The organism is Arthrobacter sp. TRD_SC_6 (assembly GCF_055361185.1).
In genome coordinates this window covers 2,756,558-2,783,039 of sequence record NZ_CM143953.1, presented here as the reverse complement: position 1 = coordinate 2,783,039, position 26,482 = coordinate 2,756,558, and the positions used below count along the sequence as shown (strand labels likewise).

The following is a 26,482-nucleotide window of genomic DNA, read 5'->3' as shown; positions in this document are numbered from 1 at the left end:
TCCGCTACGCCGAATTCACCATGGAATGTGCAGCGCGCTCAAGGTAGTCCCAAAGGGTCGCCTCGTGAAGCGGGGAGAGCCCGACGGCGTCAACGGCGTCGCGCATGTGGACCAGCCAACGGTCGCGGGCGGCGGGTGTTACCGTAAACGGCAGATGGCGCATTCGCAGGCGCGGGTGTCCGCGCTGGTCCCCGTAGGTTTTCGGCCCGCCCCAGTACTGTTCGAGAAATAACAGCAACCGTTCCTTGGCCGGGGCAAGGTCCTCTTCCGGGTACATCGGGCGGAGCAGCTCATCTTCAGCCACTCCGTCGTAAAAGACATCGACCAGGCGAACGAAGGTCTCGTGGCCGCCCACGGCTTCGAAGAAGTTATCGGTGTAGGCAGGCTGGTCGAACCGTGGTCCCACCGGAGTCAGCTGTGCAATCGGTTCGCCGAAGCGGGACGGGATGGGGATGCCTCCAGGGCTTTCGTCACTCATTGGACTTTGCCGCCTTCTCATTCGCTTCATCGTTAACCGGAGCAACGTAATTGCCCTGCGACCTGTTGCCCACCTTCATGATGTCACCATTGCGGACGTACCAGATTGCGCCGTTCTCATCGACCATCCGCGTGATGCGCAACCCGACAGACTGAACGACGCCCACGGTGTCGCCTACCTCAATGATGTCGCCTATCCCGTACTGGTCCTCGATCGTGATGAAGAATCCAAGGAATGCGTCGCGAATGACCTCCCGCGCGCCAAAGCCGATGGCAATGCCGACAATCCCGACGCTGGCAAGGATGGGCGCGATGTTCACGCCCAACTGGTCGATCGCCGTCATGAGGGCGATGATGGCGATCGTCACGGCGGCAACGCTTCGCAGCAGCGCCCCGATGGTCTCTGCGCGCTGGATACGCCGTTTGGTGTCCAATGTCCGCAGCACTGGTTGTGCCCAACGGAAATGCGGCTTCTTGAACACTTCATAGCCGTTCTGGATGCGCATTACTGAACGATTGATCAACGCCCGCACAAGGAGCCAGAGAAGGAAGGCCGCCAGCAGGATCAGGGCAGCTGCGATCACGTTCCCGCCATAGCCAAGCTGGTCGAGGAACTGCATGCCAACACCTCTTGCTCTCAACGCTCTCGCGCAAATCGGGAACCCGCGGTTCTTTCCGGGCAGGTCAAGGTTAACTGAAATCTTTGCATCCCACGTCGTAGGCTTGCCGCATGCGCATGCTGGTACTCGGTGGCACAGTCTTCCTTTCGCGGGCGGTGGCGGCGGCAGCGTCGTCGTCGGGCTGGGACGTCACGTGCCTCGCCCGCGGAACGCAGGGCGAACCGCCCGAAGGGTGCTCGTTTGCGCGGGGGGACCGGGGTGATCGGGGGGCATACGCGCCGCTTACCGGCACTTGGAATGCAGTGGTGGACATCACCAGCGAACCCACCCACGCCCGCGAAGCGGTTGCTGCTCTAGGAGCCCAGGCCGAGCGCTGGATCTATGTGTCAAGCTGCTCGGTTTACGCCGGGCAGGGCATACCTGGGCAGGATGAGGCGGCGGACCTGCTTGAAGCGTACGACGGCGATGCGCCGGCACCGCGCGAACAGTATGGTGAGGCGAAAGTCGCCTGCGAGGAGGCGGTGGTTTCGGCGCTGGGGGAGCGTGCCCTGATCGTTCGGCCCGGACTTATCTGCGGTCCGGGGGACGGCAGTGACCGCTATGGATACTGGCCCGCCCGGCTGGCCAGGGGAGGAACGGTTCTCGCCCCGGCTATCCAGTCTGCGGCAACTCAGACGCTGGACGTCCGTGACCTGGCGGAATGGATAGTGCGGATGGCCGGGGCTTCAGTGACTGGAACCTTCAACGCGTTAGGGCCTTCCCTCAGCTTCGAGGACCTCATCACGAGGACAGGAGGCGTCACAGGGTTTGTGGGCGATGTGCGTTGGGTCGAACCGGACTGGCTGGCAGAGCGCGGAGTTTCCTGCTGGGCGGGTCCGGATTCACTGCCCCACTGGCTCCCCGAAGGGTTCGACGGCTTCGCCGCACGGTCAGCGGAGGCCGCGCTGCGGAATGGTCTTTCCTGGCGGCCGGTGGAGGACACCATCCGCGCGGTGCTCCAGGACGAGCGCGAACGGGGCCTTGATCGTGAGCGCAGGTCGGGGCTTTCTCACGTTACAGAGCAGAAACTCCTGAGCGAAGCACGCTTGTAGCATCCAAAGCGTCGGCGATCAGTCGGGGCGCGTGCGCCAGGCTCACGCCTCTTCCACCAAGACCACGGGCTCGTGGAGAACCGGGAAGTTGACCGAGCGGCCAATAAAGCAGGCGGCCGCAGCATCATGGTGGATTGACTGCGCGGTGTGCTTGCTCATCGCGCTCCTGATGGTTACGCGGGGTTTCAGGGTAACGCTGACAAATTCGCCGCTTCCATCCGCATTGAGCCGCATGGTTCCCTCAGCTGCATCCTCGTAGGCTGTCACAACGACGTCGTTCTTCACCGCCATGTGGAGGTAGGAGAGCATGTGGCACTGCGAGAGGGCCGCCAGCAGGAGCTGTTCCGGGTTCCAGCGTTCCCGATTGCCATGAAAGGTGGGGTCCGAGGAGCCTGCGATGGTAGGGACTTCAGCGCTGGAGACCTCGTGGTCGCGGCTGTAGGAACGGTAGCTCGACGTACCTTCGCCCAGGTTCCCCGTCCAGTGGATCTGGACCCGGTAATGGTGCTCGGAGAGGTTCATATGCCAAAAGTACACCGGACGCCCAGTGGTTTCCTTGTAATGAAAAGGAAACCACTGGGCGTCCGGTGATGGAGCTGTCCTTACCAGGGTGCTGCTACTTGTCGGCTGCCTGCGCCCGCAGTGCCCGCGCCACGCCGTCCCTGTTCTCGAGGGTCAGCCTCCGGAGAGAACTCAGGCCCGGTTCGAGGGTGTCCAGGAAAGCATCGGTAGCGTCGAGCGTCGCCTGGTTCGTCAGTCGGCTCGGGTAGAGGCCGACGACGATCTGCTGGGCGATCTCGTGGGTCCGGCTGGCCCAGACGTTCTCTGCTGATGCAAAGTAGCGTTCGGCGTAAGGCTCGAGCAGCGTTGTGTCATGCACACGGGTGAACCCGGCGATGGCAGAACGCTGCGCTGCATTGGGCATGTCCGAACTTTCGACGATGGCTGACCATGCCTCCGCCTTGGCCTCGGCTGTCGGGATGGCAGCTTTGGCCTGGGCAGCCGCGAGGGCTCCCGTGGCTGTGGCATCATGCTCAAGCTCCTTGTCGATGTCGGATTGGCCTTTGCGGCCCCCGACAACGAGGGAGGTCAGCAGTTCCCAGCGGAGATCGGCGTCCACGGTAAGACCGGCAGGTGCACCGGTCCCGTCGAGGATGGCCGCGACAGTGTCGAGCTGTGAGTCCGTCTGGGCATGCGCTGCAAATGCCTTCACAAACTGCAGTTGTGAATCGGAACCGGCATCGGCACCCTGCGCCAATTCCCACAGGCTGTCGGCCGCCGCAATCTCCATCGCATTCTGGTCATCCCGGCTGACGTAGAAAGCGAGCGTGCTCGCCAACTGCCGCAGGAGCACCAGAACAACTGAGGAATCCGACTCCGACGCGATGTTCTGAAGGATCAGCTCAACGTAGTTGCGTGCAGGCGTCTCGCCGTCACGGGCAGCGTCCCAGGCCGAGGCCCAAACCAGTGTTCGCGGGAGCGAATCGCTGAAATCCTTCAGGTGGCGTGTCGCTGTCCGAAGGGAATGCTCGTCGAGGCGGATCTTGGCGTAAGCGAGATCATCATCGTTGAGGAGCACAAGATCAGGGCGCTGCTTGCCAGCGAGCTCATCTACCTGTGTGCGTTCCCCGGCAACATCGAGCTCTGCCCGGTGAACCCGCTCAAGTTTCCCGCCGTCGGTCAGGTTGTAGAACCCGATCGCCAGCCGGTGAGGGCGGATTGTCGGGTACTCGGCGACCGCGGACTGCACGACGACGAAGGACCTGACACTGCCGTCGTCGTCATACTCAATCTCGGGACGAAGCGTGTTCACGCCTGCAGTTTCCAGCCACTGCGCCGACCACTCCTTGAGGTCGCGTCCGCTTGCCTTCTCCAGCTCGGTCAACAGATCAGTCAGCTCGGTGTTGGACCAGGCGTGCTTCGCGAAGTACTCGCGGACGCCCTGCATGAAGTGGTCCTGTCCCACCCACGCCACCAGTTGCTTCAGGACTGACGCGCCCTTGGCATAAGTGATGCCGTCGAAGTTGACCTGGACGTCCTCGAGGTCGTTGATCGGCGCCACGATGGGGTGCGTCGAGGGCAGCTGATCCTGCCGGTACGCCCAGGCCTTCTCAAGGGAGGCGAACGTTGTCCACGACTGGGTGAAGCGGGTTGCATCGGCAGAGGCGAGCGTGGACATGAACTCGGCGAAGGATTCGTTGAGCCACAGGTCGTTCCACCAACGCATGGTGACCAGATCCCCGAACCACATGTGGGCGAGTTCGTGGAGGATGGTGATCGCGCGGCGTTCAACCGTCGCCTCCGTGACCCGCGAGCGGAAAACGTAGCTCTCAAGGAACGTGACCGCGCCAGCGTTTTCCATGGCTCCCGCGTTGAACTCGGGAACGAACAGCTGGTCGTACTTCTCGAATGGGTACGGCGTTCCGAACTGCTCTTCGAAGAACTCGAAGCCTTGGCGGGTGAGCTCGAACACGTTTTCCGCGTCCAGGTACTGCATGAGGGACTTGCGGGCAAACACGCCGAGCGGGATGGTGCGGCCGTCGCTGCTGGTGAGTTCACTGCGAACCGACTGGTAGGGGCCGGCTATCAGCGCGGTGACGTACGAAGACAGTACGGGCGTGGGTTCGAACGCCCACGTTGACCGGGCGCCGCCGTCTTCAGCCGAGCCTGCCTCAACGGAAACGGGCGTAGGGGAGTTGGAGATGACATCCCAGTGCGACGGCGCCGTGACGGTGAATTTGAAGGTGGCCTTCAGATCGGGCTGCTCGAAGACCGCGAAGACACGGCGGGAATCCGGTACCTCGAACTGGGTGTAAAGGTAGACCTCATTGTCCACCGGGTCCACGAAGCGGTGCAGGCCCTCTCCCGTGTTCATGTACATCATGTCCGCGTCGACAACGAGTTCATTGGAAGCCGAGAGGTTGTTCAATCGGATCCGTACTCCGTCGGACACCGTACTTACGTCCTGGTCCACCCCGTTAAGGGTGACGCGGTGGACGTTGGCAGTGACAGCGTCGATGAAGGTCGACGCTCCCTGCTCAGCATCGAATGACACCACGGTTGTGGAGCGAAAGAGTGAGTCGCCACGGGTCAGGTCGAGATTGACTGCGTAGCTGTGGACGCTGACTATGGCCGCGCGCTGGCGTGCTTCGTCCCGCGTCAGGTTCATACCTGGCAAGGTGCTGCCTCCGAGAGTGGGAAGTGGACGTACCGCGCTGTGGCGCGATGTGACCCACCTTACGCAGAACGGCTTAGCTTCACCATTTGAGCCACGGACGGGGCCACCTCACGAAGTACCCTTGATCGAGGCAATGCACCAATTGACGAAACGGACATCCTTTATGCGCGTTCACATCGCAACCGATCACGCTGGCATGGAACTGAGTGCCCACCTCGTCGCGCACCTTACGGAGCGCGGATACGAGCTGGTTGACCATGGACCCACTGAGTACGACGCCGAAGATGACTACCCGGCGTTCTGTATTCATGCCGCACTGGCTGTCGTGGAAGATCAGCTGAAGGGCCTGGATTCGCTCGGTATTGTCCTCGGGGGCTCCGGTAACGGCGAGCAGATCGCGGCAAACAAAGTGCTCGGGGTGCGTGCAGCCCTGGCCTGGAACCTGTCCACCGCGAAACTTGCCCGTGAGCATAACGATGCCAACGTCGTCGCGCTTGGCGGGCGTCAGCACACACTCGAGGAAGCAACCGAAATAGTGGAAGCATTCCTCGCCGAGCCGTTCAGCGGCGCGGAGCGCCACGTGCGGCGCATCGGCAAGATTGCCGCCTATGAGGCCAGCGGCGAAGTAATCGCGTAGTGCCTGAAGGTCACTCGATCCACCGGTTGGCCCGTCAGTTCACCTCGGTTTTCGTCGGGGAGCGGCTGGGCGTCTCCAGTCCGCAGGGCCGCTTCCAGACGGGAGCAGAGCGTATTGACGGCGCGATCCTCGCCAAAGCGCGTGCCCACGGCAAACAACTCTTCCTGGAGTTCGACAACGACCTGGTGCTTCGGGTGCACCTCGGGCTGTATGGGGCGTGGAGCTTCGGTGGGGACAGCACGTTCCGTGGGGCTTCCAGCATCGGTGCCCCGCGCCGGGTGGGCGAGGAGGAAACGCACGATGACGGCCCGCCTGCTGCCGGGCCGTCTTACGCCGGGCCGCCAGCACCCGTTGGTGCGGTCCGCGTCCGGATGGTGAGCGGGCACGGCTGGGCGGACCTCCGTGGCCCCACAGCTTGTGAAGTCATCACGCGTGCCGAGCAGGCGGCGGTTGCGGGCAAGCTCGGCCCTGATCCGCTGGCAGAGGGAACCGGCGCCACCGATGGTGAGGAATTCGTCAGGCGGGTGCGGGGAACCCGCACCGGGGTAGGGCTCTCTCTTATGAATCAGGCCATCCTCGCCGGGGTGGGCAATGTGTATCGGGCCGAGGTCCTGTTTCGCGCAGGGATCAATCCATGGCAACCGGGTACTTCCCTTGAGGCCGACGAGGCACGCACGCTCTGGTCAGACCTCCGCACTCTCATGAGGGACGGAGTGCGAATCGGGAGAATTGTTACGACTGCCCCCGAGCACCGCTCGACGGCGGTCCAGGACAGTTCTTTGGTGGTTTCAGAGGACGCTCACTACGTCTATAAGCGGACTGGCCTCGAATGCAGGATCTGCGGCTCCCAGGTCGGGATGACTGAGCTCGGTGCCCGCAAGTTGTATTGGTGTCCCGGTTGTCAGGCTGCCTGAAGCCAGGCAAAAGGCTGCTACAAGGAGTTTGGAGAAATTGTCAGTGGAGGGGATGACGGGAATCGAACCCGCGTAATCAGTTTGGAAGACTGAGGCTTTACCATTAAGCTACATCCCCACAGCCGGTGCAGCACCGCGCCGGAACGCATATAACTACACCATAGGCCCGGGTAAAATTCCAAATGTGCAACGAGGCACTTTCTTTCGTAGACTTGCCTCTGCACTCACGGGGTGTAGCTCAGCTTGGTAGAGCGCCTGCTTTGGGAGCAGGAAGTCGCAGGTTCAACTCCTGTCACCCCGACTCTGTATACCCGGTACGGAACCAATCCCTATTTATTCAGGAGTACTTGGCTGTGAAGAGCGCTGTCGAAAACCTCACTCCCACGCGAGTGAAGCTCAACGTGGAGGTTCCTTTCGAGGAACTGAAGCCGAACATCGAAGCCGCCTACAAGACCATTGCCACCCAGGTGCAGGTTCCCGGATTCCGCAAGGGCAAGGTTCCCAACCAGCTCATCGACCAGCGGGTCGGTCGCGGCTACGTCATCGAAACAGCTATCAATGACGGATTGAACGGGTTTTACCAAAGTGCCGTTCAGGAAACCAAGATTCGTCCCCTGAGCCGTCCCGAGGTCGAAATCACCGAGGTTCCTGATCCAACAGATCAGGGAGGGCAGCTCCTCTTCACCGTTGAACTGGACATCCGCCCTGAGATCGAGCTTCCGGACTACTCCGGACTTGAGGTCACAGTCGAAGCCACTGAGGCATCCGACGAAGATGTGACGAAGGCCCTCGATGAGTTGCGTGGACGCTTCGGTACCTTGAAGGACGTCGACCGTCCCGCGGCCTCCGGCGACTTCCTCACCATTGACCTCACAGCGAAGATCGACGACGAAGAGATCGACTCTGCTGCTGATATCTCCTACGAGATCGGTTCCGGAACCATGCTCAAGGGCATGGACGAAGCTGTGACCGGGCTCAGTGCTGATGAGTCTGCAACATTTGAGACTGAGCTCGCAGGTGGAGAGCACGCCGGCAAGGCTGCCCAGGTGAGCGTTGTTGTCAAGGCCGTCAAGGAGCGCGAGCTGCCGGTTGCGGATGATGACTTCGCGCAGCTCGCCAGCGAATTTGACACCATCGAGGAGCTTCGCGCAGACCTCGCCAAGCGGTCCGCCGATGACAAGCTGGTGGAACAGGGCGTCGAGGCGCGCGACAAGGTTCTTGAGAAGCTGCTGGAGCTGGTAGAGGTGCCGGTTCCGGATTCAGTGGTTGAAGAGCAGCTTGAGCAGCACTTCAACTCGGAGAACAGCCACTCCGCCGGTGAGGATCACGACACCGATGAGCACCGCGAAGAAGTCCGGAAGAACACCGAGCAGGCTTTCCGCAACGAGATTGTCCTCGACTCGGTTGCCGAGAAGGAAGAAATCGGTGTCAGCCAGAACGAGTTGATTGACTACATCGTCAGCTCCGCAAGCCAGTACGGAATGGATCCCAACCAGTTCGCCCAGATGCTTGACCAGAGCGGGCAGGTGCCGATGATCGTTGGCGAGGTACGCCGTCGTAAGGCCCTGGCAAAGGTGCTCGAGCTTGCCGTGGTGACCGACAGCAACGGTGACACTGTTGACCTGACCGACTTCGTCCGCCCTGCAGGTGAAGCTGACGAGGCCGCTTCGGAAGATGCAGCCACCGATGTTCCAGCGGAAGAAACTGCAGAAGCACCGGTTGAAGCCCCTGACGAAGCGAAGTCCTAGTCCTCAGCGACTGACCAACACGCACTGAACTATCTGCAGCGCCGCCAGCGATCAAGCTGGCGGCGCTGCTGTTTAACCCACTCGTTCGACGCAGCGGATTGGCCCAGCGGCGCGGGCGGTGAAGCACCCGGGTTTACCCGGCCGCAGAGGGTCCTTTGCGCTGGTGCGCCGTCAGCGAACAGTTCTCGGAGCGGGAGCAATCCGGAGACCAAACAGGTTAGTGTCCAGTGAGAGACAAACCTGAGTGAGAGGTCAATCAGCAATGGCAACCGAACCAACCACACCGACCATGGCGACCGTTGATCCCGCCGGCCGTGATGACTACATCTACAACCGGCTTCTGAAGGAGCGCATCATCTGGCTCGGGTCAGAAGTGCGTGATGAAAACGCGAACGCAATATGTTCCCAACTGCTCCTGCTGTCGGCAGAGGATTCCGAAAAGGACATCTTCCTGTACATCAACTCTCCCGGCGGTTCCGTCACCGCAGGCATGGCGATCTACGACACCATGCAGTTCATCCCCAACGATGTCGTAACCGTTGCAACCGGGCTTGCCGCGTCCATGGGCCAGTTCCTGCTGTCCTCCGGAACAAAGGGCAAGCGGTACGCAACTCCGCATGCGCGTATCCTCATGCACCAGCCCTCGGGTGGAATCGGCGGCACTGCTTCCGATATCCGCATCCAGGCCGAACTCATTCTGCATATGAAGAAGGTTATGGCTGAATTGACCGCTGAGCAGACCGGGCAGAGCGTGGAGACAATCTTGAAGGACAACGACCGGGACAAGTGGTTCACCGCTCAGGAAGCGCTGGAGTACGGATTCTTCGACCACATCTCCGCGCACGCCGGCTCGGTCTCCGGCGGCGGCGGAACCAGCCGCGACTGACGCGCACCACCTTAGAACCTGACAGGAGAAACCATGAACCACAGTTTCCACACAGAAGCAGGCGGCAGCGCGGGACAGCTCCCCACCAGCCGTTACGTACTTCCCCAATTCGAAGAGCGCACGCCTTACGGGTTCAAGCGCCAGGATCCCTACACCAAGCTGTTTGAGGACCGCATCATCTTCCTCGGCGTGCAGGTAGATGACGCTTCCGCTGATGATGTTATGGCGCAGCTACTGGTTCTGGAATCCACGGATCCAGAACGCGACATCACCCTGTACATCAATTCACCCGGTGGATCCTTCACCGCTATGACTGCTATCTACGACACCATGCAGTTCATCCGCCCGGAGATCCAGACGGTATGCCTGGGCCAGGCCGCAAGCGCAGCTGCGGTCCTCCTCGCAGCGGGCGCCCCGGGCAAGCGGTTGGCGCTCCCTAATGCTCGTGTTCTTATTCACCAGCCTGCACTGGGTGGTGGCCAGGGTGGCCAGGCGTCGGACCTGGAGATCCAGGCCAACGAAGTCATGCGCATGCGGACCTGGCTCGAGGACACCCTCGCGTTGCACAGCGGGAAGTCATCCGAACAGGTGAACGCAGACATCGAACGCGACAAGATCCTCACTGCAGCCGACGCCAAGGCGTACGGGCTTGTCGATGAGGTGCTTACCTCGCGGAAGATCACGCCACCAAAGATCAACAAACCGTAACGCGGCGCTGCGGCACCCGTGGTCCTGAGTCAAAAGACTGGCACCACGGGTGCCGCGGTTGCTGATTCGGAGCATCAAGTGGCCTAGAGTGGAAGCTAGCCGACGCATGGAAACCGCCCCATCACCGCAGCTGTTTGCAGCGGCCGTAGACGTCGGCGGAACACTTAGTACCACGTTAGGGGACTGACACATGGCTCGCATTGGTGAGAGCACGGATCTACTCAAGTGCTCTTTCTGTGGCAAAAGCCAGAAGCAGGTCAGGAAGCTCATAGCTGGGCCGGGCGTCTATATTTGCGACGAATGCATCGAACTCTGCAACGAGATCATCGAGGAAGAGCTGTCGGAGGTTGCCGAGCTCGGAACCTTTGAACTCCCTAAGCCCCGCGAGATTTTCGACTTCTTGCAGGAATACGTCATTGGGCAGGAGCCTGCGAAGCGATCGCTGGCCGTAGCCGTCTACAACCACTACAAGCGGATCCAGTCCGGGCACACTCCCCGCGCATCCGCCAACCTCGCTGACGCTTCCCCCGCGGAGGACGTCGAAATCGCGAAGTCAAACATCCTGCTGATCGGCCCGACTGGTTGCGGCAAGACCTACCTCGCGCAGACCCTGGCCCGTCGGCTCAATGTTCCGTTCGCTGTAGCGGACGCAACTGCCCTGACCGAAGCAGGTTACGTCGGTGAGGACGTCGAAAACATCCTCCTCAAGCTCATCCAGGCCGCAGACTATGACGTCAAGAAGGCAGAGCAGGGGATCATTTACATCGACGAGATCGACAAGATCTCGCGGAAGAGCGAGAACCCCTCAATCACGCGTGACGTATCCGGCGAGGGCGTGCAGCAGGCGCTCCTGAAGATCCTGGAAGGCACGGTAGCCTCCGTTCCACCGCAGGGTGGCCGGAAACATCCGCACCAGGAATTCATCCAGATCGACACGACGAACGTCCTCTTCATTGTTGCCGGAGCTTTCGCCGGGCTCGAGGAGATCATCGGATCCAGGGCAGGCCGCAAGGGCATCGGATTCGGGGCACCCTTGAGCTCCCTCAAAAATGAAGAGGTGAGCTACGGGGACGTCATGCCGGAGGACCTGCTGAAGTTCGGCCTGATTCCAGAATTCATCGGTCGTCTGCCGGTGATCACCACTGTTACCCACCTGGACCAGCCGGCGCTCATGCAGATCCTCACTGAGCCCAAGAACGCGCTGATCAAGCAGTACCAGAAGATGTTTGCCCTCGACGGCGTGGAGCTTACGTTTGAGCTGCAGGCACTCGAGGCCATCGCCGACCAGGCACTTGAGCGTGGAACCGGTGCGCGTGGGTTGCGCGCCATCATGGAGGAAGTCCTCCTGCCAGTCATGTTCGATCTCCCCAGCCGCGAGGATGTCGCAACAGTCGTCATCACTCCCGGCGTTGTCGACAAGACGGCTGAACCCACGCTCATCTCCCACGACGTTGTCGCAAAGCGTCGCAACAAGTCAGCGTAAGCGCGGGTCGGAATACCGGGACCCTGCAATCGGTTGGGATAGCCAACGGCCAAAAGGCCGCGCGCACATCCGTGAAGAAGGAGCCCTTCAATGACCGTTGCCGTCGAGACTGACCAAACTGCTGATTTCTGGTTCGATCCTGTGTGCCCGTTCGCGTGGATAACCTCCCGCTGGATGGGGGAAGTGGAACAGGTGCGCAATGTTTCGGTCAACTGGCACGTCATGAGCCTCTCCGTCCTCAACGAGGGTCGCGACCTTCCGGAGGAGTACAAGGAGACCATGTTGCAGGCCTGGGCTCCGGTACGCGTGATTATTGCCGCCTCGGCGCTCCACGGCAAAGAGCAGATCAAGAAGCTCTACGACGCCATGGGAACCCGCATTCACCACGACGGCAACAAGGACTACCCGGCCATCATCCGGGAGTCACTGGTTGAGGTGGGACTACCCGTGACGCTTGCGGATTACGCGACCAGCGACGAGTACGACGACGCCCTGCGCGCCTCTCATCAGGAAGGCATCGACAAGGTGGGGGACGACGTCGGAACACCAGTGGTTGCGTTCAACGGAACCGCGTTTTTCGGCCCGGTCCTGACACGTATTCCCCGTGGGGAGGAAGCCGGGCGCATCTTTGACGGCGCCCTCATGCTTGCCGATTTCCCCGAATTCTTCGAGCTCAAGCGCTCCCGGACAGAGAGTCCATCTTTCGACTGAAGCTGATTGTCCCCGGCGTGATGAAGGGCCTTCCAACCGGGTTGGAAGGCCCTTCATCACTGGTCCCCAAGAGGTCGACAGCTTCGGTGAACGCCGTCTGCTACTGCCCGCTGGCGGATTCCTCGGGGGAGGCCAGCACCACTGCGCTGACAGTAAGTTCCCCGTCATCCACACGCAATTCGAGCGATGTCACGTTCCCCGCCGCGCACAGGTCTGAACGTGCGGCGTCGAGCCGCTTCACCTGGTCGGAGGAACCGCCGATGACGGCGCTCAGCACCTCGGTGCGCTGCTTGACCTTCGCTTCCGACTTGGCCTTGCGCAGTCCGCTGAGGGCTGATCCGACCGTCTGCAACATGCCGGTATCCGCATCCAGCGCCGATGCAGTCAGGCTGCCGGCCGCAGGCCACGCCGCCTTGTGCACGGAACCGCTCCGCCACCAGCCCCATACTTCTTCGGTGGCGAACGGAAGGACCGGGGCAAACAGGCGGAGCAGTGCGTCCAGCGTGGTTGCAAGTGCCGCGAGAACCGAGGCTTTCTCAACCTCACCGACGCTGCCGTACGCGCGGTCCTTGACAAGTTCGACGTAGTCGTCGGTGAAGGACCAGAAGAACGATTCGGTGAGCTGAAGTGCCCGCGCGTAGTCGTACTTGCTGAACGCGGATGTTGCCTGCTCGACCACCGCATCCATCGATGCCAACAGGGAACGGTCCAGCGGGTTGGTCAGCACGGACGCGTCCGCAGTAACGATGTCCGCCTCTGTCGCTCCGAGGTTCAGCACGAACTTCGATGCGTTTAGCAGCTTGATGGCTAGGCGCCGGCCGATCTTCATCTGGGCGATCTCATAAGCCGTGTCCGCGCCGAGCTTTGCGGACGCTGCCCAATACCGGACGGCGTCGGAACCGAACTGCTCCAGCGCGTCCGTCGGCACAACAACGTTGCCCTTCGATTTGGACATCTTCTTGCGGTCAGGGTCAAGGATCCAACCGGAAATGGCCGCGTGCTTCCAGGGAGCCGAGTCCAGCAGCGAATCCGCGCGCACTACGGAGGAGAACATCCACGTCCGGATGATGTCGTGACCCTGCGGGCGGAGGTCGAACGGGTACACCTTCGAAAACAGGTCTTCATCACGGGACCATCCACCGATGATCTGCGGCGTGAGCGAGGAAGTTGCCCAGGTATCCAGGACATCGGGGTCCCCCATGAACCCGCCTGGCTGGTTGCGCTGCGATTCGCTGTACCCTGGAGCCGGCTCCGCTGCAGGGTCAACCGGCAGCATGTCATCCGTTGGGAGAACGGGATTGTCATAGTCCGGTGTGCCGGCGTCATCCAGTGAGTACCAGACGGGGAACGGTACGCCAAAGAAGCGCTGGCGCGAGATCAGCCAGTCACCGTTGAGGCCTTCGATCCAGTTCTCGAAGCGGCTGCGCATGAACGACGGGTGAAAGTCGATCTCCCTGCCACGCGCAATCAGTTGCTCACGTCGGTCGGAGTCACGTCCGCCGTTGCGGATGTACCATTGGCGGCTGGTTACCACCTCGAGCGGTTTGTCACCCTTCTCGAAGAAGTTCACTGCATGGGTGATCTTCTTCGGCTCACCGTCGAGGAGGTTGGCTTCAACGAGCATTTCCGCAACGGCTTCCTTCGCCGAAAAGACGGTCTTGCCCGCGATGCGCGCGTAATTCTCGCGGCCGGCCGCCGTCGTAATCCACTCCGGGGTGTCGGCGAGGATGCGTCCGTCGCGTCCCACGATTGCGCGCGTGGGAAGCTCCAGTTCCCGCCACCACGTGACGTCGGTGAGGTCGCCGAAGGTGCAGACCATGGCAATGCCTGCGCCCTTGTCGGGCTTGGCGAGCGGGTGTGCCTTCACTTCCACCTCGACGCCGAACAGCGGTGAGGTGACCTTCTGGCCGAAGAAGGGCTGGAAGCGCTCGTCGTCCGGGTGCGCTACGAGGGCCACACACGCTGCGAGCAATTCGGGACGGGTGGTTTCGATGTGGATGGCGGTGCCGTCGGCAGCCTCGAACGGATACCGGTAGTACGCGCCGGGGACTTCGCGGTCCTCGAGTTCCGCCTGCGCAACAGCGGTTCGGAAGGTGACATCCCACAGGGTGGGTGCTTCTGCAAGGTACGCATCGGACTGCTTCAGATTTGCGAGGAATGCCCGCTGTGAGACGGCCCGTGAGTTCGAGTCGATGGTCCGGTAAGTCAGGTTCCAGTCCACGGAGAGCCCGAGTGAGAGGAAGAGGTTCTCGAAAACCAACTCGTCCTCGACTGCAAGTTCTTCGCACAGTTCGATGAAGTTCCGCCGCGAGACGACGTCGAAGTCGCGCTGGTTCTTTGCGGGCTCGGCAGGAGGGCGGTAGCCGGCGTCGTAGGCCATGGTCGGGTCGCAGCGTACGCCGTAATAGTTCTGGACACGGCGCTCTGTGGGTAATCCGTTGTCATCCCAACCCATTGGGTAGAAGACGTTCTTGCCGTTCATGCGCTGGTAGCGCGCCATCACGTCGGTCTGGGTGTAGGAGAACACGTGCCCAACGTGGAGAGAACCGGACGCCGTTGGAGGCGGGGTGTCGATCGAATAGACGTCCTCGCGGGACGTCTCACGGTTGAAGGTGTACGTTCCCTCTTCGCGCCAACGCTGGTTCAGCTTGGCTTCCAGCCCTTCAAGGGCGGGCTTCTCGGGAACGTTGATGGGGGCGGGTGTGGGCGTGTCTGTACCCTCGTTGATTTGTGCCATGGCTCAATTGTTTCACGCTGGTGCCGCACGCCGATGACACCGGGTTTGGGTTACGTTGAAGGCATGACTTCTTCACAGGGCAAGGCAGCGGTTGTGACCGGCGCGAGCACGGGAATCGGCGAAGCAACGGTCCACCGGTTGACCGCGGACGGCTGGAAGGTCTGGGCTGTGGCCCGCCGCGCTGAGCGCCTTGAGCGGCTGGCCGAGGACACAGGTGCCGTACCGTTCCCGCTCGACATCACCGACGACGACGGCGTCGCGCGGCTTGTCGACGAGGTCGCCGCCGCTGGAGGGATCGACACACTCATCAACATCGCCGGTGGAGCCCGGGGTACGGAATGGGTTGCCGAGGCCAAAACGGAGGACTGGGTGTGGATGTACGAGGCCAACGTGCTTGGCACCATGAAGCTGGTCCGAGCATTCCTGCCGATGCTGCGCGGTCACGGGGAAGGAACGGTCCTCAACCTCACCTCGACGGCGGCACTCGCTTCCTACGAGGGCGGTGCCGGTTACAACGCCGCGAAGGCCGCCCAGCGTGCTATGACCAGGGCGCTCCGGCTCGAAGAGGTGGAACACAACGTCCGTGTGGTGGAGGTATTGCCCGGTCTGGTCCACACCGAGGAGTTCGCCCTCAACAGGCTGGGAGACAAATCTGCTGCGGAGAAGGTCTACGCGGGCGTCGAGAAACCTCTCACTGCGGACGACGTCGCTGACGTGGTCGCCTACGCCGTCTCGTTGCCGCACCACGTGAATCTGGATGAGATCGTGGTCCGTCCGGTTGCCCAGGCAGCCGCACACAAGGTGATCCGCCGGAGCTGACGTGTTAGCTGAATGAACCTTCGGCCGTTAGAATCAGTGCAGCAGCTTTGACCCGGCCATCACCGGTGAGCTTCCGGAAGAACCCACCTGCCCGTGCGGCAGTGTGTCAGTAGACCCGGACGGGTAAGCCCGTCACAGCAGTTATGAAGTGGCTTCAGGCATCCCACAGTGGGAGGTTTGGGCAAGCGAGGTGGTACCGCGGGTTTCATCCTGGGCTTTTGGCTCAGGGGGATCCGTCCTTGCAGTAACCGGATCCACCCTTGCCGCCGAACCACCGCCAGCTTCAGGACCAAAACATGTCGCAGATCTACCCCAAGGCCAGCGCAGCAGATACCGCCGTATCGGGCTCCGCTTCCCCCCGGTTCCCCGTGCTCGAAGAGCGCGTGCTCAAGTACTGGGAAGAGGATGGCACTTTCCAGGCGTCCATTGACCAGCGCAGCTCTGACCTGCCTGGTGGCCAGGACGGCTCCAACGAGTTCGTGTTCTACGACGGCCCGCCCTTCGCCAATGGACTCCCGCACTACGGCCACCTGCTTACCGGTTACGCCAAAGACCTGGTGGGACGCTACCAGTCCCAGCGCGGGCGCCGGGTCGAGCGCCGCTTCGGGTGGGACACCCACGGACTTCCTGCCGAACTCGAGGCAATGAAGCAGCTCGGCATGAGCGACAAAAAGCAGATCGAAGCAATGGGCATCGACAAGTTCAACGACGCCTGCCGTGCCTCGGTCATGAAGTATGCGGGGGAGTGGCAGGACTACGTCACCCGCCAGGCCCGGTGGGTTGACTTCGAGAACGACTACAAGACACTCAATGTGGATTACATGGAGTCTGTGCTCTGGGCGTTCAAGACCCTCCATCAGAAGGGCCTGACCTACAACGGTTACCGCGTCCTGCCGTACTGCTGGAAGGATGAGACGCCGCTTTCCAACCACGAACTGCGCATGGATGATGACGTCTATCAGGATCGCCAGGACCAGACAGTGACCGTGACTTTTCCCCTGCTCGCAGGCGGAAGCGCAGTATCTCAGGATCTCGCTGGAGTTGAGGCACTGGCCTGGACCACCACGCCGTGGACGCTGCCCACCAACGCAGCCCTCGCCGTCGGACCCGACATCCACTACGCGGTGGTTCCCGCCGCAGCGGACAGCGCCATGCACGGACGCCGCTTCCTCATCGCAGAGGAACTGCTCGGCGGCTACGCCAAGGAGCTCGGCTATGCGTCCGCCGAAGAGGCCCGCGCCGCCGTCGTCGGCACGCACCGGGGAAACGAGCTCGGTGGGCTCAAATACGAGCCACTGTGGGATTACTTCACGGATCCCGAGCGCGGGGGCTATAGCAATGCCTTCACTGTGCTCGTTGCCGATTACGTCACCACGACGGATGGCACCGGAATTGTCCACCAGTCACCTGCCTACGGTGAAGAGGACCAGAGAATCTGCGAGGAGGCTGGCATCCAGGTCATCCTTTCGGTGGATGAGGGCGCACGTTTCCTTCCGCTCTTCGGCGAGCCTGTCAACGGAAGCGCGCCGCTCGCGGACATCGTGGGGCAGCAGGTGTTCGAGGCGAACAAGGGGATCACCCGTGTCCTGAAGGACGCCGGCCGGCTGGTCCGCCAGGCGAGCTATGTCCACAGTTACCCGCACTGCTGGCGTTGCCGTAATCCGCTGATCTACCGTGCGGTGTCCTCGTGGTTCGTGGAGGTCACCAAGATCAAGGACCGCATGGTCGAACTCAACCAGCAGATCAACTGGATCCCGGACAACGTCAAGGACGGGCAGTTCGGCAAATGGCTGGAGAACGCCCGCGACTGGTCCATCAGCCGCAACCGCTACTGGGGTAGCCCCATCCCGGTCTGGGTCTCTGACGATCCAACCTACCCGCGCACGGACGTATACGGATCGCTCGCGGAGATTGAAGCGGATTTCGGGCGGCTGCCGCGCAACAACGATGGCGACGTGGACCTCCACCGTCCATTCATCGACGAGCTGACGCGCCCCAACCCAGACGACCCGCGCCCGCCCGGGGAAGGCCAGTCCACCATGCGCCGGGTAGCGGACGTACTCGACGTCTGGTTCGACTCAGGTTCCATGCCCTACGCGCAGGTTCACTACCCGATGCAGAACCAGGATTGGTTCGAGTCCCATAACCCGGCAGACTTCATCGTCGAGTACATCGGACAGACGCGCGGCTGGTTCTACACGCTGCACATCCTGGCCACGGCGCTTTTCGACCGGCCTACGTTCAAGAACGTCATCAGTCACGGAATCGTGCTGGGCTCGGACGGGCAGAAGATGTCGAAGAGCCTCCAAAACTACCCGGATGTTTCCGAGGTGCTGGACCGCGACGGGTCTGACGCGATGCGGTGGTTCCTGATGGCTTCGCCCATCCTGCGCGGCGGCAACCTGGTGGTCACCGAGCAGGGTATCCGCGACGGAGTGCGCCAAGTAATCCTCCCGCTGTGGAACGTGTGGCATTTCTTCCGCCTGTACACCAACGCTGCCGCGGGCGGTGCCGGGTACGAGGCAAAGACGGTCACAGCGGACGCAGCCGGCTCACTGGCCGAACCGCTCGACCGCTACATCCTCGCCTACACCGGCAACCTGGTGGAGGACATGACGGCCTCACTGGATGCGTTCAACATCAGCGACGCCTGCGAATCCCTCCGCCGGTACCTCGACACCCTGACCAACTGGTACGTGCGCCGGGGAAGGCAGCGGTTCTTCGACGAAGACACTGATGCCTTCGACGTGCTCTACACCTGCCTCGAAGCGGTGTGCCGTGTAGCGGCCCCCCTGCTTCCGCTGGTGACCGAGGAGATCTGGCGCGGCCTCACGGGCGGGCGCTCCGTGCACCTGACCGACTGGGCGGCGGCGTCGTCGTTCTCGGCTGCCCCGGAACTCGTCGAGCGCATGGACCGGACCCGGCAGATCTGTTCCACCGGTTCGAGCCTTCGGAAGGCAGCTAACCTGCGGGTCCGCCTGCCGTTGGCGGAACTCACGGTCGTGGCGCCGAAGGCAAGCGAACTCGAAGGCAACTACGGCGCGATTGTCGCCGAGGAGCTCAACATCAAGTCGGTTCGCCTGATCGATTCGGCCGATGCGTCGCCGGAAGAATTCGGCATCACGCAAAAGCTCGTGGTCAATGCCCGTGCTGCCGGACCCAGGCTCGGGAAGAACGTGCAGGCCGCGATCAAGGCAGCGAAGTCGGGGGACTGGTCCGTAGACGACGCCGGCACGGTCACCGCGGGTGGCCTGGCGCTGGAACCCAGTGAATACACGCTCGAGACAGTCGTGAAGAACGACGACGCCGGTTCGGCCTCCGCTGTCACGGTCCTGCCGGGCGGTGGTTTCCTGGTGCTGAACACCGAGGTGACTGAGGAACTGGCTGCAGAGGGAATCGCGCGCGACATGATCCGGTCAATCCAGCAGGCACGAAGGGATGCGGACTTCCACATCAGTGACCGGGTGGTGACCACGGTGAAGGCGAATGCCGAAACCTTGTCAGCTTTGCAGACGCATCGTGAGCTGGTTTGCGAGGAGACCCTTTCAGAGGAGCTGGAGCTTGTGGAAAGTAATACGGACGCGGCCGAGGGAGCTTTTGTGGAGGTGGCACGGGCATGAGTGATGCGTTCAACGAACCTGGGCCTGGCCAGGAGATCGACCAGTTCTCTGTCGAGAGCGTCTACGCTGAGCTGCTGAGCCGTGCGCCGGAGAACAAGATGGAGCCGCGGATGGCGCCGCTGTTCAGGGTCATGGAGATACTGGGCGAGCCGAACAAGGCCTTCCCGATCATTCACATCACAGGGACGAACGGCAAAACCTCCACCGCCAGAATGATCGAGGCAATTCTCAGGGCACACGACCTGCGCACGGGTCGCTACACCAGCCCGCACCTGAGCCGCGTGACCGAGCGCATCAGTATCGATGGTGAGCCGGTGGCGGATGAGACATTCGTCCGGATTTGGGACGAGATCCGGCCGTACCTGGACATCGTCGATTCCGAACTGGATGCTGCCGGTGAGCCGCGCCTGACGTACTTCGAGTGTGTGACGGTCCTCGCGTTCGCCGTCTTTGCGGACGAGCCCGTTGACGTTGCCGTCATCGAGGTTGGGCTCGGAGGGATCACGGACGCAACCAACGTCGGCGACGGCGTGGTCTCGGTTGTCACCCCGATTTCCCTCGACCACACCGAGCTGCTGGGCGACACACCAGGGGAGATCGCGCTTGAGAAGGCTGGCATCATCAAGCCGGGCGGGTTCCTGGTCAGTGCCGCGCAACCTCAGGAGGCAGCCCAGGTGCTGCTTGACCGGGCGCGGGAAGCGGCAGTGGAGTTCCGTTTCCAGGGCGTCGAGTTCGACGTCGAACAGCGCAGGATCGCCGTCGGAGGGCAGCTGGTCACAATAGCGGGCATCGCCGGGCGCTATGAGGAACTGCTGCTGCCCCTGCACGGTGAGCACCAGGCCCAGAACGCGGCGACAGCAATCGCGGCAGTGGAGGCATTCCTGGGGGGAGGCAGCAAGGAACTGGATGCCGACGTCGTCCGCGCTGGCCTGGAAACAGTCACGTCCCCTGGGCGGCTGGAACTGGTGAGGACCGCGCCCAGCATCCTCGTCGACGCTGCACACAATGCGGCAGGTGCAAAAGCCTCCGCGAAGGCGATTTCAGAGGCGTTCGAGTTCAGCCGGCTCGTGCTGGTGATCGGGGTCCTCAAGGACAAGGACGCAGGCGCCATTCTCAGTGAACTGCACGAAGAACTTGGCGGCATCCTGCAGGACGTCTGCCTGACGCAGTCCACTTCACCTCGGGCAATACCGCCGTCCGAGCTTCGTAAGGAAGCACTGGCGGCAGGGTTCGCCGATGAACGGATTCACCTCGCCGATCGCCTGGATGAGGCCATCGAGTGGGCAGTCATGAAGGCTGAGGAAGACGGCGATCTTGCGGGCGGGATTCTGATCACCGGGTCCATCACCGTGGTGGGCGAGGCACGCGCCTTGCTCGGCAGGTAGGAGGGGCAATGGCTCGTCAGACCAAAGCGCAGCGGGAATGGCGTCCGGGGATGCCGAAGAAGCGCCGCTCCATCAGGGTGATGTTCGCATCCACCGTTCTTTTGCTTGAGGCCTTCGTGGTGCTCTTCGCCACCCTCGTTGTTTTTGGGCTGCGTGGTGACACCATCCCGGTCGGCGTCGTGCTCGGGGTGGGCCTTGGCTTGAGCACCGTGCTGATTTTTTCCTGCGCCCTCCTGACCAAGCCCTACGGCATCCCTCTTGGCTGGGGATTGCAGGGAGTGATCGTGTTGACGGGCATCGTGGAGCCGATGATGTTTGTCGTCGGCCTTCTCTTTGCCCTGACCTGGCTTTATGCAATCCGCACCGGAGGCCGGCTGGACCGCGAGAACGCTGAACGGGACCGGGTGCAGAAGGAGTGGGAACTGGCTCATCCGGAGCAGGTTCAGGGCGAAGGACCTGAGCCTGCACGCTGAAGATGGCCCAGCCTTTAGTAGAGTCAGTGATGGAAAAGACCGGGTGAGCCGGTCGGAATGGCAACAGCAAAGGAAGTCCTATGAGTGCCGAGCGCACCCTGGTATTGGTCAAGCCCGACGGCGTCGAGCGGGGATTGAGCGGAACCATCCTCTCCCGCGTGGAGGCCAAGGGTTACCGCCTGGTCGACTTGGCGTTAGTATCGGCCACCCGCGAAAAGCTTGAAGCCCACTATGCCGAGCACGTGGGCAAGCCCTTCTATGAGCCGTTGGTCGAATTCATGCTGAGCGGACCCATTGTTGCCGCTGTGTTCGAGGGCGAGCGCGTCATTGAAGGGTTCCGTTCCCTCGCAGGAGCCACAGAACCGACGACGGCGGCACCCGGCACCATCCGCGGCGACTTCGGTCGCGACTGGGGCCAGAAGGTTCAGCAGAACCTCGTGCACGGTTCGGATTCGGCGGAATCCGCGGAGAAGGAAATCAGTATCTGGTTCAGCTGATCCTGGGTGGGTCGTGGCTGATCGCCCGGCGTCGTCTTGTTGCCCTTGGTAACGTTGGTGCATGACTGAATATCGCAGGCTCGGCACGTCAGGACTCAGTGTTTCGGTGGTCGGTCTCGGGTGTAACAACCTGGGCCGGCCGGGAACGCCATCAGAAACCCAACGTGGAGCGAACGCCGTCATCGGCGCCGCGCTGGAAGCGGGAATCACGTTGTTCGATGTTGCGGATTCCTACGGCAAAACTCCCGGTGTGAGCGAAGAGTTGCTTGGAAAAGCCCTAGGCCGCAAACGCGAGGACGCTATCGTTGCGACCAAGTTCGGGCTTGACCTCAAGGGTGCCAACGGGCCGGACTGGGGAGCGAGAGGCTCCCGGCGGTACATCGTCAAGGCCGTTGAAGCTTCGCTCAGGCGCCTGGACACCGAATGGATAGACCTCTACCAGTACCACGCACCAGACGCTGCCACTCCAATAGACGAGACTCTCTCGGCTCTCGACCAATTGGTGCGGAGCGGCAAGGTCCGCTACATCGGTCACTCGAATTTCGCTGGCTGGCAGGTGGCCGAGGCTGAGTACGTGGCCCAGCAGCTGGGGCGTAACCGTTTCATCTCCGCGCAGAATCATTACAATCTGCTAGAGCGCAGCGTCGAGCGTGAAGTCATACCGGCCGCGGAAGCGTACGGCCTTGGGCTGCTGCCCTATTTTCCCTTGGCCAATGGGCTCCTGACCGGGAAGTACGGAGCTGGTCAGGCTCCGGCGGGAAGCCGCCTCACCCACTCCCGCACCAACCTGCTGGACACGGCAGACTGGGATCAATTAGCGGACTTCAGCGCCTACGCGCGGGCGCGTTCCCTCACCGAACTGCAGGTCGCGTTTTCCTGGCTGGCAAGCCGGCCCACCGTGTCCAGCGTTATTGCGGGGGCCACCAAGCCCGAGCAGGTCAAGCAGAATGCTGAAGCCGCGGCCTGGAAGCCCAGCGAAGCAGACCTTGAGGAACTCGACAGGATTTTCCCTGCGGCCGCCAAGTAATTTCCTCGCCCGCTCATCGCGCGGATGAACGGCCGCGCTCAGTGGAACATGCGGCCGTTCATCCGCTCCGAGGCGCCCACGCGGTCCAGGTAGGGGGTGATACCCCCGAGGTGCATTGGCCAGCCGGCACCCAGAATCATGCACAGGTCAACATCTTCCGGTGCCGCGACAACCTCTTCCGCGAGGAGCCGGCCGATTTCGTCCGCCAGCGCATCCTGGGCCCGTCGCAAAACTTCGTCGCTACTCGACGGTTCCGTTCCGAACTCCATGAGCCGCAGGGTGGCCTCCGGGACTTCGTCGCCCGCGTCGGTGGTTCGCCAAAGGCCTTTGACGCCGGCATCGATGAGGCGCTGCTGGTTCTGTGAGACGTAGAATTGGTCGCCGAACGCCTGGTGCAGCGATTCCTGGACATGCTGGCCAACGGGGAGTCCGACAAGCGCCAGCAGCTTGAAGGGGGTCATCGGCAGCCCCAGGGGCCTGAGTGCGCCGTCAGCGGTAGCGGCATCGGTGCCCTCGTCGAAGACCGCAGTGATCTCGCCGAACATCCTGCCTAGAATCCGGTTGACCACAAACGCGGGAGCGTCCTTCACCAGGACTGCGGTCTTCCTGAGCTCCTTCGCTACGGCGAATGCCGTGGCAAGGACGGCGTCGTCGGTCTTCGGGGCCTTCACGATCTCCAGGAGCGGCATGGCGGCTACCGGGTTGAAGAAGTGGAACCCCACCACGCGTTCAGGGTTCTGCAGGTGCTCTGCCATGGCGGCCACCGAGAGCGAAGAGGTGTTCGTAGCGAGGATGCATTCGGCCGAAACGATGCCTTCCAGTTCGGCGAAGACCGCGCGCTTGACTTCGAGCTCCTCAAAGACGGCCTCGATAACGAAGTCGGCGTCGGCGAACGCCGCTTTGGACACCGACCCGGAAACGAGCTCATTAATCCGGTTCGCTTTGTCTGCGGAAAGGCGCTTCTTCTCCTGAAGCTTCGCAACCTCCGAATGAACCCACTGCACACCTTTGTCGACGCGGGCCTGGTCAATGTCCGTCAGTACCACCGGTATGCCGAGTTGACGGGCGAAAAGCAGTGCAAGCTGGCTCGCCATGAGCCCGGCGCCGACCACGCCCACCTTGGTCACCGGCCGCGCCAGCTTGCGGTCCGGGGCTCCTGCGGGACGCTTTGCGCGTTTCTGCACGAGATCGAGGAACGCATACACCGTGGCATGGAACTGCGCTGACTGCATCAATTCTGTCAGCGCCGTGCATTCGGCTTCAGCGGACTCCTCCTGGGAACGGTGCAGCCCAGCCTCGAAAAGGTCGAGAACCATCCCTGGCGCGGGCGCTGCGTTGGCGGTCTTGGCTTCCACAAAAGCGCGCGCCTGGCTGGCCGCGGCCCCCCACTCGCCGTCGTCGTACGTGGATAGCGCCGTACGCCGCTCCCGCACGGCCGAGGGGTCGGTGAGCACTGCTGCTGCCCACCGGATTGATTCCTCAAGGAAATCCGCCGGTTCGAACAACGCATCGGCTATCCCTAAGGTATGCGCTTTACGCCCGTCCAGGGTCCGGTTGTTATTCAGGGGATTCTCTATCATCACCTGGAGCGCGGCCTTTGGCCCGATCAGCCGGGGGAGCCGGTAGACGCCTCCCCAGCCTGGAACGAGCCCGATGAACGCCTCGGGCAGGCCGATGCCATTGGCTCCCGTGGAAACCGTCCGGTAGTTCGCTGCGAGGGCGATCTCAAGCCCGCCGCCGAGGGCAACGCCATTGATGAAGGCGAAGGTGGGAACGCCCAGGTCATCCAGCAAGCCGTAGGCGGCGTGCCCTAGTTCAGCCATCAGGCGGCCATGCTCTGCTGCCTTGAGGGACTTCACCGTCGAGAGGTCAGCACCCGCGGCGAGAAAATACGGTTTGCCGGTGAGCGCGACGGCGTTGATCTCGCCGCTGCGTGCACGTTTCTGGAGAGCCTCCAGCGTCTGCCCGAACTCGATCAGCGTGCGTGGTCCCAGGGTGGTGGGCCGGTTGTGGTCCAGTCCGTTGTCCAGAGTGATGAGCGCGAGGATTCCCGCATCTCCTGGGAGCGCGAGATCCTGCACGAGCGAGTGGGTGACGACCTCCTCCGGTACCAGTGCGGCCAGGGGTTCAAAGCGTTCAAAACTCATGCTGCATCCTCCGAGGTGGTGCCCAAATAGTCCGCGTGGTGGGGATTTTCCCAGATGACGGTTCCGCCCATGCCGAGGCCCACGCACATGGTTGTGATTCCGTAGCGGACAGTGTGGTCTTCTTCGAACTGACGGGCCAGTTGTGCCATGAGGCGCACGCCCGATGAGGCCAGCGGATGCCCAACGGCGATCGCGCCGCCGAAACGGTTGACCCGGGGATCGTCGTCGGCAATTCCAAAATGGTCGAGGAACGAGAGAACCTGGACCGCAAAGGCCTCGTTGATCTCGAACAATCCGATGTCCTCGATGCTGAGTCCGGCTTGCCGCAGTGCTTTTTCGGTAGCCGGGACGGGGCCGATCCCCATCACCTCGGGTTCGACGCCGGCGAAAGCGTAAGCGACCAGGCGCATCTTTACCGGCAGCCCCAGTTCGGCCGCAGCCTCGCTGGATGCCAGCAGCGCGGCTGTCGCGCCGTCATTGAGCCCTGCCGCGTTGCCTGCGGTGACCCGTCCGTGCGCCCTGAATGGGGTGCGGAGCGTGGCCAAATCCTCAACCGTGGTGCCTGGACGCGGAGGCTCATCAGCAGTGTGCAGTGTCCAACCAGCGCCCGGCTTCCTGCCAGCGACCGGAACGAGATCCGCCTGGATCTGGTTGTTGGCGTATGCGGTGGCCAGTTTGGCCTGGCTCGCGGCAGCGTAGGAGTCGGTGCGGTCCCTCGTGATTGCGGGGAAGCGGTCGTGGAGATTCTCTGCGGTGTTCCCCATGTTGAGCGCGGCAGGATCCACGATCTTCTCGGCCATGAACCGAGGGTTCGGGTCCGCGCCCGCGCCCATCGGATGGTTTCCCATATGCTCGACGCCGCCGGCGATGACGACGTCGTAAGCACCGAAAGCGATTCCGGAGGCGGTAGTGGTGACGGCCGTCATGGCCCCAGCGCACATACGGTCGATCGCGAAACCGGGCACCGAGCGCGGTAATCCTGCCAGAAGGGCGGCGGTCCGACCGATGGTCAGGCCCTGGTCTCCGGTCTGGGTGGTCGCTGCGATTGCGACGTCGTCAATGCGCCCGGGCGGAAGCGTTGGATTGCGCCGGAGCAGCTCGCGGATGCATTTGACCACGAGGTCATCGGCCCGGGTGCCAGCGTGAATTCCTTTCTCGCCGGCTTTGCCAAAGGGCGTCCTGACGCCGTCCACGAACACGACATCCCTGACTTGCCGCCGCGTGGTCCTGGTTACTGTGGGCACAACCGCTCCTCATTGAGTTGATGGATCTCGCCCTATGTTACTCACGAGTAACATTCTCCTGCAACAGTCTGCTCTTGTCG

General features: G+C 62.2%; 21 protein-coding genes and 2 tRNA genes. 15 read left to right on the top strand and 8 right to left on the bottom strand.

Annotated features, from left to right (window positions below; all coding sequences use genetic code 11):
* Window positions 1–4 precede the first annotated feature (4 nt).
* Together ACWA1U_RS13170 and ACWA1U_RS13165 are read right to left on the bottom strand one after the other, a co-directional pair.
* Window positions 5–478, bottom strand: a complete 474-nt coding sequence (locus ACWA1U_RS13170) for a globin (protein ID WP_463722620.1) — start codon at window positions 476–478, stop codon at window positions 5–7.
* A complete protein-coding gene (locus ACWA1U_RS13165) occupies window positions 471–1,097 on the bottom strand; it encodes a mechanosensitive ion channel family protein (protein ID WP_463722619.1) in 627 nt (208 codons plus the stop codon). The genes ACWA1U_RS13170 and ACWA1U_RS13165 overlap by 8 nt, the downstream gene beginning before the upstream one ends.
* A gap of 110 nt (window positions 1,098–1,207) precedes the next feature.
* On the opposite strand from ACWA1U_RS13165, the gene ACWA1U_RS13160 reads away from it, so the two are divergent.
* Window positions 1,208–2,188, top strand: coding sequence for an NAD-dependent epimerase/dehydratase family protein (locus ACWA1U_RS13160; RefSeq protein WP_463722618.1), 981 nt, complete (start codon window positions 1,208–1,210; stop codon window positions 2,186–2,188).
* Between the two features lie 42 nt (window positions 2,189–2,230).
* On the opposite strand, the gene ACWA1U_RS13155 is transcribed toward ACWA1U_RS13160, so the two are convergent.
* Together ACWA1U_RS13155 and pepN are read right to left on the bottom strand one after the other, a co-directional pair.
* Window positions 2,231–2,710, bottom strand: a complete 480-nt coding sequence (locus tag ACWA1U_RS13155; protein WP_463722617.1) for an OsmC family protein — start codon at window positions 2,708–2,710, stop codon at window positions 2,231–2,233.
* A gap of 94 nt (window positions 2,711–2,804) precedes the next feature.
* Window positions 2,805–5,357 (bottom strand): aminopeptidase N, encoded by a 2,553-nt coding sequence (gene pepN, locus ACWA1U_RS13150; RefSeq protein ID WP_463722616.1) that lies wholly within the window; start codon window positions 5,355–5,357, stop codon window positions 2,805–2,807.
* A gap of 172 nt (window positions 5,358–5,529) precedes the next feature.
* Between pepN and ACWA1U_RS13145 the strand changes: the two genes are divergently transcribed.
* Both ACWA1U_RS13145 and ACWA1U_RS13140 read left to right on the top strand, forming a co-directional pair.
* Window positions 5,530–6,003 carry a ribose-5-phosphate isomerase gene (locus ACWA1U_RS13145; RefSeq protein ID WP_463722615.1) on the top strand — a complete coding sequence of 158 codons (474 nt, stop codon included), beginning with the start codon at window positions 5,530–5,532 and terminating at the stop codon, window positions 6,001–6,003.
* Window positions 6,003–6,917 (top strand): Fpg/Nei family DNA glycosylase, encoded by a 915-nt coding sequence (locus ACWA1U_RS13140; RefSeq protein WP_463722614.1) that lies wholly within the window; start codon window positions 6,003–6,005, stop codon window positions 6,915–6,917. The genes ACWA1U_RS13145 and ACWA1U_RS13140 overlap by 1 nt, the downstream gene beginning before the upstream one ends.
* A gap of 44 nt (window positions 6,918–6,961) precedes the next feature.
* On the opposite strand, the gene ACWA1U_RS13135 is transcribed toward ACWA1U_RS13140, so the two are convergent.
* A tRNA-Gly gene (locus ACWA1U_RS13135) sits at window positions 6,962–7,035 on the bottom strand.
* Between the two features lie 109 nt (window positions 7,036–7,144).
* Between ACWA1U_RS13135 and ACWA1U_RS13130 the strand changes: the two genes are divergently transcribed.
* The 6 genes from ACWA1U_RS13130 (at window position 7,145) to ACWA1U_RS13105 (ending at window position 12,453) form a co-directional block, all read left to right on the top strand.
* Window positions 7,145–7,218 (top strand) — tRNA-Pro (locus ACWA1U_RS13130).
* A 52-nt stretch (window positions 7,219–7,270) separates the two neighbouring features.
* Window positions 7,271–8,665, top strand: coding sequence for a trigger factor (gene tig / locus ACWA1U_RS13125; RefSeq protein WP_463722613.1), 1,395 nt, complete (start codon window positions 7,271–7,273; stop codon window positions 8,663–8,665).
* 289 nt (window positions 8,666–8,954) lie between these two features.
* Window positions 8,955–9,551: an ATP-dependent Clp protease proteolytic subunit gene (locus tag ACWA1U_RS13120; RefSeq protein WP_463725046.1), complete on the top strand. Its 597-nt coding sequence runs from the start codon at window positions 8,955–8,957 to the stop codon at window positions 9,549–9,551.
* Between the two features lie 33 nt (window positions 9,552–9,584).
* Window positions 9,585–10,259: an ATP-dependent Clp protease proteolytic subunit gene (locus ACWA1U_RS13115; RefSeq protein WP_459324193.1), complete on the top strand. Its 675-nt coding sequence runs from the start codon at window positions 9,585–9,587 to the stop codon at window positions 10,257–10,259.
* A 190-nt stretch (window positions 10,260–10,449) separates the two neighbouring features.
* Window positions 10,450–11,742 (top strand): ATP-dependent Clp protease ATP-binding subunit ClpX, encoded by a 1,293-nt coding sequence (clpX, locus tag ACWA1U_RS13110; RefSeq protein ID WP_463722612.1) that lies wholly within the window; start codon window positions 10,450–10,452, stop codon window positions 11,740–11,742.
* 90 nt (window positions 11,743–11,832) lie between these two features.
* The gene (locus tag ACWA1U_RS13105) at window positions 11,833–12,453 is read left to right on the top strand and encodes a mycothiol-dependent nitroreductase Rv2466c family protein (protein WP_463722611.1); all 621 of its coding nucleotides are present in this window, start codon (window positions 11,833–11,835) and stop codon (window positions 12,451–12,453) included.
* A gap of 100 nt (window positions 12,454–12,553) precedes the next feature.
* On the opposite strand, the gene valS is transcribed toward ACWA1U_RS13105, so the two are convergent.
* Window positions 12,554–15,190 (bottom strand): valine--tRNA ligase, encoded by a 2,637-nt coding sequence (valS, locus tag ACWA1U_RS13100; RefSeq protein WP_463722610.1) that lies wholly within the window; start codon window positions 15,188–15,190, stop codon window positions 12,554–12,556.
* A 63-nt stretch (window positions 15,191–15,253) separates the two neighbouring features.
* Between valS and ACWA1U_RS13095 the strand changes: the two genes are divergently transcribed.
* From ACWA1U_RS13095 to ACWA1U_RS13070, 6 genes are all read left to right on the top strand, one after another.
* Window positions 15,254–16,009 (top strand): SDR family oxidoreductase, encoded by a 756-nt coding sequence (locus ACWA1U_RS13095; RefSeq protein WP_463722609.1) that lies wholly within the window; start codon window positions 15,254–15,256, stop codon window positions 16,007–16,009.
* A gap of 296 nt (window positions 16,010–16,305) precedes the next feature.
* Window positions 16,306–19,629: an isoleucine--tRNA ligase gene (gene ileS / locus ACWA1U_RS13090; RefSeq protein WP_463722608.1), complete on the top strand. Its 3,324-nt coding sequence runs from the start codon at window positions 16,306–16,308 to the stop codon at window positions 19,627–19,629.
* Window positions 19,626–21,014, top strand: coding sequence for a bifunctional folylpolyglutamate synthase/dihydrofolate synthase (locus tag ACWA1U_RS13085; RefSeq protein ID WP_463722607.1), 1,389 nt, complete (start codon window positions 19,626–19,628; stop codon window positions 21,012–21,014). Before ileS ends, ACWA1U_RS13085 begins: the two co-directional genes overlap by 4 nt.
* Window positions 21,015–21,022: 8 nt before the next feature.
* Complete coding sequence (locus tag ACWA1U_RS13080; RefSeq protein WP_463722606.1) at window positions 21,023–21,487, top strand: DUF4233 domain-containing protein; 465 nt, start codon at window positions 21,023–21,025, stop codon at window positions 21,485–21,487.
* An 80-nt stretch (window positions 21,488–21,567) separates the two neighbouring features.
* A complete protein-coding gene (gene ndk / locus ACWA1U_RS13075; RefSeq protein WP_463722605.1) occupies window positions 21,568–21,984 on the top strand; it encodes a nucleoside-diphosphate kinase in 417 nt (138 codons plus the stop codon).
* A 61-nt stretch (window positions 21,985–22,045) separates the two neighbouring features.
* The gene (locus ACWA1U_RS13070; protein ID WP_463722604.1) at window positions 22,046–23,011 is read left to right on the top strand and encodes an aldo/keto reductase; all 966 of its coding nucleotides are present in this window, start codon (window positions 22,046–22,048) and stop codon (window positions 23,009–23,011) included.
* Between the two features lie 38 nt (window positions 23,012–23,049).
* On the opposite strand, the gene ACWA1U_RS13065 is transcribed toward ACWA1U_RS13070, so the two are convergent.
* Complete coding sequence (locus ACWA1U_RS13065) at window positions 23,050–25,158, bottom strand: 3-hydroxyacyl-CoA dehydrogenase NAD-binding domain-containing protein (RefSeq protein ID WP_463722603.1); 2,109 nt, start codon at window positions 25,156–25,158, stop codon at window positions 23,050–23,052.
* Entirely contained in the window at window positions 25,155–26,402 is a 1,248-nt protein-coding gene (locus ACWA1U_RS13060; protein ID WP_463722602.1) for a thiolase family protein, read from the bottom strand. The genes ACWA1U_RS13065 and ACWA1U_RS13060 overlap by 4 nt, the downstream gene beginning before the upstream one ends.
* Between the last annotated feature and the right edge of the window lie 80 nt (window positions 26,403–26,482).